This window comes from Falsiroseomonas oryzae, assembly GCF_027856955.1.
GTDB classification, from domain to species: domain Bacteria; phylum Pseudomonadota; class Alphaproteobacteria; order Acetobacterales; family Acetobacteraceae; genus Falsiroseomonas; species Falsiroseomonas oryzae.
Genome location: NZ_JAPSMD010000333.1, coordinates 1 through 5,916 on the forward strand (window position 1 = coordinate 1; position 5,916 = coordinate 5,916).

6 protein-coding genes are annotated in these 5,916 nt (G+C 73.8%); all 6 read left to right on the forward strand.

What is annotated here, in order from left to right; translation table 11 throughout:
• Positions 1-589, forward strand: a 589-nt coding sequence (locus tag OZN99_RS23440) for an endoribonuclease YicC domain-containing protein (protein WP_270937674.1), incomplete at its 5' end; no start/stop codon positions are given.
• 8 nt (positions 590-597) lie between these two features.
• The gene (gmk, locus tag OZN99_RS23445) at positions 598-1,218 is read left to right on the forward strand and encodes a guanylate kinase (RefSeq protein WP_270937675.1); all 621 of its coding nucleotides are present in this window, start codon (positions 598-600) and stop codon (positions 1,216-1,218) included.
• Positions 1,219-1,343: 125 nt separating this feature from the next.
• Complete coding sequence (locus OZN99_RS23450) at positions 1,344-2,276, forward strand: AEC family transporter (RefSeq protein ID WP_270937676.1); 933 nt, start codon at positions 1,344-1,346, stop codon at positions 2,274-2,276.
• Positions 2,273-3,664, forward strand: coding sequence for an amidohydrolase family protein (locus OZN99_RS23455; RefSeq protein ID WP_270937677.1), 1,392 nt, complete (start codon positions 2,273-2,275; stop codon positions 3,662-3,664). Before OZN99_RS23450 ends, OZN99_RS23455 begins: the two co-directional genes overlap by 4 nt.
• Before the next feature lie 44 nt (positions 3,665-3,708).
• The gene (locus OZN99_RS23460) at positions 3,709-4,686 is read left to right on the forward strand and encodes a Bug family tripartite tricarboxylate transporter substrate binding protein (protein ID WP_270937678.1); all 978 of its coding nucleotides are present in this window, start codon (positions 3,709-3,711) and stop codon (positions 4,684-4,686) included.
• Positions 4,687-4,883: 197 nt separating this feature from the next.
• Positions 4,884-5,916: cache domain-containing protein (locus OZN99_RS23465; protein ID WP_270937679.1), on the forward strand; the 1,033-nt coding region annotated here is incomplete at its 3' end.

Sequence of the window (5,916 nt, forward strand, 5' to 3'; positions counted from 1 at the left end):
GCCGCGGGCCGAGGCGATCCTCGCCCTGCCCGGCGTGCTGCGGGCCGAGCAGGCCGAGCCGGACGAGGCGGCGGAGGAGGCGAAGCGCGCCATGCTCGCCGCCGCCTTCGACGCCGCGCTGGCCGGCCTCGCCGCCTCCCGCGCGCGGGAGGGGGCGCAACTGGAGAAGATCCTCGGCGCGCTGCTCGACGAGATCGCGACCCTGCGCGAAGCCGCGGCCGGCGAGGCGGCGAACCAGCCCGAGGCGCAGCGCCAGCGCCTGATGGAGAACCTGTCCCGGCTGCTCGGCGAAGGCGATGTGCGCGCCCGCGTCAGCGAGGAACGGCTGGCGCAGGAGGTCGCGATGCTGGCGCAGCGGTCCGACGTGCGGGAGGAGCTGGACCGGCTCGCTGCCCATGTCGCGGAGGCGCGGCGGCTGGTGTCCGGCGGCGACGCCATCGGCCGCAAGCTGGAGTTCCTCACCCAGGAATTCGTGCGGGAGGCGAACACGCTGTGCTCGAAATCCGCCAGCGTCGGGCTGACGCGGCTCGGGCTGGAGCTGAAGGCCGCGATCGAGCGCCTGCGCGAGCAGGCGGCGAATGTGGAGTGAGTGACGCGATGACGCGCCGCGGCGTCTGCCTCGTCCTCGCCTCCGCGCCCGGCGTCGGCAAGACCAGCGTCTCCCGCGCGCTGCTGGAGATGGAGCCCGACCTGTCGCTGTCGATCAGCGCCACCACGCGCGCGCGCCGCCCGGGCGAGTTGGACGGCGTGCACTACTTCTTCCGCAGCCAGGCCGAGTTCGACGCGATGGTGGAGCGCGGCGAGCTGCTGGAATACGCCCGCTTCCTGGACCGTTCCTACGGCACGCCGCGCGGGCCGGTGGAGGCGGCGCTGGAAGCGGGCCGGGACGTGCTGTTCGACATCGAGTGGCAGGGCCACCGGCAGCTGCGCGACAGGCTGCCCGGCGACGTCGTCGGCGTGCACCTGCTGCCGCCCTCCATCGCGGAGCTGGAACGCCGCCTGCGCGGCCGCGCGCAGGAGAGCGAGGCGGAGATCGCGCGCCGCCTGGATGTCGCGCGGGCGGAAATCGCGCACTGGTCGGACTTCGACCACGTGGTGGTGAACCGCGACTTCGACCGCACCGTCGCCGAGGTCCGCGCCATCCTGCACGCCGCGCGCAGCACACGGGCGCGGCAGCCCTGGCTGGCGGAGTTCGTGGAGGGGTTGTTGAAGACCTGATGCGCCGTGCCGCCCCCATACCGGCCCTCCCCCGCAGGCGGGGGAGGGAGATGGCGGCCCTCCCCCGCCTGCGGGGGAGGGTTGGGTGGGGGCCGCGCCACCTCCTCCGCCGCGCCTGACATCGCATGTCCACGATCCTGGAGGTCGTTGCGCCGGTCTTCGCGCTGATCGCCCTCGGCTACGGTGCGGCGCGCTGGCGCTTCGTGGACGAGGCGGCATTCCGCGCCCTCGCGCTGTTCGTCTTCGCCCTTGCCGCGCCGGCGCTGCTGTTCTCCGGCGGCACGCGGCCCAGCGAGGGCGGCGCGGGTGCCGCCGTCGCGATCATGGCCGGCTCGCTGCTGGTCTATGCCGCGTCGCTGCTGCTCGGCCGGCGCCTGCTGCGCATGTCGCTGGCGGAAGCCGGCCTCTTCGCCCTGGCCTGCGTCTTCGGCAACTCCGTGATGATGGGCATCCCCGTCATCATCGCCGCCTACGGCCCGGCCGGCGTGCCGCCGATGCTCGCCATCGTCGGCGTGCAGACGATCGTGCTGCTGGGGCTGGCCACCATCGTCGCGGAGATCGGGCTGGCCGCCGCCGCGCCCTGGGGGCGCGTGCTGCGCGCGACGGTGGCGGGCGTGGGGCGCAACCCCGTGCTGATCTCCGTCGTGCTGGCGATGCTGTGGAACCTGTTCGGCCTGCCGGTGCCTGACGTGCTGCGCCGCACGCTGGACCTGCTCGGCGCTGCCTCCCCGCCGGTCGCGCTGTTCTGCCTGGGCGGGTCGCTCTTCGGCCTCTCCGCCGCCGCGCTGTGGAAGGAGACGGCGCTGATCGCCGCGATCAAGCTGCTGCTGCTGCCCGCCGTGGTCTTCGCCGTCGCGCTGCTGCTGCCCCTGACACCGGCCGAGCGCGCGGTCGCAGTGACCATGGCCGCGCTGCCCACCGGCGCCAACGCCTTCATCCTCGCGCGCCGCTACGAGACGGGCGCCGACCGGTCCGGCAGCGCGGTGGTGCTGACCACGGCGCTGTCGGTGCTGACGCTCTCCGTGCTGATCGGCCATTTCCGGGACACACTGCCATGACGATCGTGATCGAGCCCGGCTGGGCCTGGGATGCGGAGAACGGCCTCCGCAGCGGCGTCCATGTCGTCATCCGCGACGGCATGGTCGCCGACGTCCTGCGCGAACGCCCCACCCTGGACGCGGAGCGCATCGTGGCGCCGGACGCGCTGCTGCTGCCCGGCCTGGTCAACCTGCACAACCACGCGCTCTCCGCGCCGCTGTTCCGCGGCCTGGCCGACGACATCGCGCCGGGCGACATCCCCGGCCACATCGTCTTCTCCCTGCTCATGCCGCTCGGCGACGTCGCCGCCGCCGTGATGACGGAGGAGGAGATCGGCGACGCGGCCGAGATGGCGCTGCTGGAAGGGCTGCGCAGCGGCATGACCGGCCTGCTCGACGTCTACCGCGTCGCCCAATGGCCTTTCATCGAGCGCGCGAAGCGCCTGGGCCTGCGCAGCTGGTCCTGCCCCTACACCTTCTCCGAGACGGTGGGCATGACGGCCGAGGGCAAGGCCACCTACACGCCCACGCAGGACACGGGCTTCGAGGCGACGCTGGCGCTGTTCGACCGCTTCGACGAGGGACCGAAGGGCGTCACCCGCGTCGGCTTCGGCCCGCACGGCCCGGATTCCAACACGCCCGACCTGCTGCGCCGCATCGACGCCGCGGCGCGGGAACGGCAGACCGTCGTCTCCATCCACGCCGCGCAGAACCTCATCGAGATCGCGCGGGTGAAGGAGCAGCATGGCAAGGGCTCCATCGACCACCTGCGCGACCTGAACCTGCTGCGCCCGGGCGTGGTGCTGGCGCATGGCATGTTCGCCACCGACGACGAATTCGCGACCATCGCGCGCGAAGGCGCGGCGCTCGCCTCCTGCCCGCTGGCCTTCGCCCGCTCCGGCCGCTTCGTGCCGCTCGCGCGGATGGAAGCGGCGGGGCTGCGGCTCGGCATCGGCACGGACGGCGTCACGCTCGACATGCTGCAGGAGATCCGCACCGCCTCGATCTTCGCCAAGGTGCAGTCGAACACGCCGCACGGCCTGGCTGCCCCGCGCATCCTGCGCGCCGCGACGCGCGACGCGGCGCTCGCGCTGGGCCGCGACGACCTCGGGCTGATCCAGCCGGGGCAGCGCGCGGACCTCGTGATGTTCGACCTCGGGTCCTCACGCTACCAGCCGGTCTGGGATCCGCTGAAGGCGCTGCTCACCAACGGCAGCGCGGCCGACCTGGTGCTGTCGATGGTGGAAGGGCGCGTGCTGCTGCGCGACGGCAAGGTGATGACGGCCGACGCCGCGGCGGTGACGCGCCGCGGCCGCGCGGCGATCGGGCGCGTGTGGCGGGAAGCCGCGCGGCGCGGCGCCATACCCGCCTCCATCTCGGCGCGCGCCGCGTTCCCGTTGCAGGGCTGAGCCGAGTGTCCCTACGCTCCCGGGCACGAACCGGGAGAAGCCGCATGTCCCCTCGCCTGCTCCGCCGCACGCTGCTGCTCGCCACGCTCGCCACGCCGGCGCTGGCCCAGCCGCGCCGGCCGCTGCGCATCGTCGTGCCCTTCCCGCCGGGCGGCGCGGTGGACAGCCTGGGCCGGGTGCTGGCCGACCGTCTCGCCCCGGTGCTGGACCAGCAGGTCATCGTGGACAACCGCAGCGGCGGCGGCGGGCTGATCGGCGCGGATGCGGTCGCCAAGGCACCGCCGGACGGCACCACGCTCGGCATCATCGGCGCCGCGACGCTCTGCGCCGCGCCCTTCCTGCAGCAATCCATGCCCTTCGACGTGGCGCGCGACTTCCGCGCTGTGACGCAGATCACCGACAGCGCCGTGCTGCTCGCCGTCAACGCGCAGGTCGCGCAGCAGCGCGGCTGGACCGACCTGGCCGCCGTGCTCGCCTGGGCGCGCGCCAATCCCGGCGCCTTCCGCGTGGCGCATGCCGGCGCGGCGACGGTCAGCCACCTGGCGATGTCCGCGCTGGTCACGGCCGCGCGCACCGAGTTCACGCTGGTGCCCTATCGCGGCGGCGCGCAAGCCGCGACCGACCTGATCGCCGGCACCATCGAGGGCTCGGCCGACCTGCCCTCCGCCCTGATCCCGCAGGCCGAGGCCGGGCGGGTGCGCATCCTCGGCACGTCCTCCGGCACGCGGCTCGCGCTGCTGCCCCGGGTGCCGGCCTTCGCCGAGACACCGGGGCTGCAGGACATCGACATCCGCAGCTGGAACATGATCCTGGTGCCCGCCGCGACGCCGGAGAGCGAGGTGGCGCGCCTCGGGGCCGCGATCCGGCAGGTGGCCGAGGCGGCAGCCTTCCGGGAGGCGCTGCGTCCGCTGGGCTATGACGCCGTGACCAGCGCCAGCCCCGCCGCGGCCGCGCAGCTGATCCGCGACGAGACGCCGCGCTGGCAGCGTCTGGTGCAGATGTCCGGTGCGCGGGTGGACTGAGACACGAGCACGGATCGTTTCCTCTCCAGCCCGCTTATGCTCACGATTTGTTGTATACGATTGCAGTGACGCACCCTTCATTGCTCCGCTACGCGTGACTTCACCGAACGGTGAGTCGCCCCGGGCTGGGCTCGCCTTCGCCGTGCCGGATCCTGCGGCACGCTCTTGAGGAACGCGGGGCAGGAGTGCGCGCCAGCATGTCGTTCGCATCCCGGCACCGCCTGCCGCTGCATCGCCGCCTGCGCTCGGCGCTGCACGGCATGCGGCTGCCCACGCGCCTGCTGCTGCTGATCGGCACCTGCCTGCTGCCGCTCGTGGTGCTGCAACTCGGCTCCACCTGGGCGCAGTGGTCGGACCGCAAGGCACGGCTCGGCTCGCTGGCGACGCAGCAGGCCCATCTCCTGGCGGGGAACGTCGAGACCATCGCGGAGGGCGCGCGCATCTTGCTGGGCGCCGCCGCGGAGTTCCGCCAGGTGCGCATCCGCGGCGAAGGCTGCAGCAACCGCCTGATACGCCTGCGCGAGCATGCCCAGGGCTTCGCCTTCATCGCGCTGGTGGAACCCGACGGCTCCATGCGCTGCGCGTCCGAGGCGGCGCTGCTCCGGGCCGATCCCGCGGAGCCCTGGCTGCGCGCCGCGCAGGACGCCCAGGGCTTCTCCGCGGGCCGCTTCGCCCGCTCCGCCAGCCTGCCCGGCCCCTTCCTGCCGTTCTACGGCACTGTCGGTGCCCTCGATGGCGAACCCGGCACGCTGGTGGCAGGGCTCGACCTCGCCTGGCTCGGCGAGCACCTGCAACGGATCAAGCACGAAGGCCTGCCCTTCATGCAAGGCGGCGTGCTCACGGTGGCCGACGCCGATGGCGTGGTGCTCGGCCGCGACGTCCGGCACGCCGAGTTCGTCGGCCAGCGCTTCCCACCCGCCGCGCTGCCGATGCTCACGGCCACGGAAGCGGGCATGCTGCGGCTGCGCAGCATGGACGGCACCGACCGGCTGGTGGGCTACACTCCGCCGACGCCGGCCAACCTCTACCTCGCCACCGCGGTGGGCTTCAACGAGGCCGAGATGCTGGGCGACCCGCAGCGGGCGCTGGTGCGCGGCGCGGCGCTGCTGCTGGCGGTCGCGCTGCTCGCCACGCTGCTGACCCTGCTGGTCGCGCGCCGCTTCATCACCGCGCCCACGCAGGCGCTGCTGGCCGCGGCCCGGCGCTGGCGCGAGGGCGACCTCGGCGTGC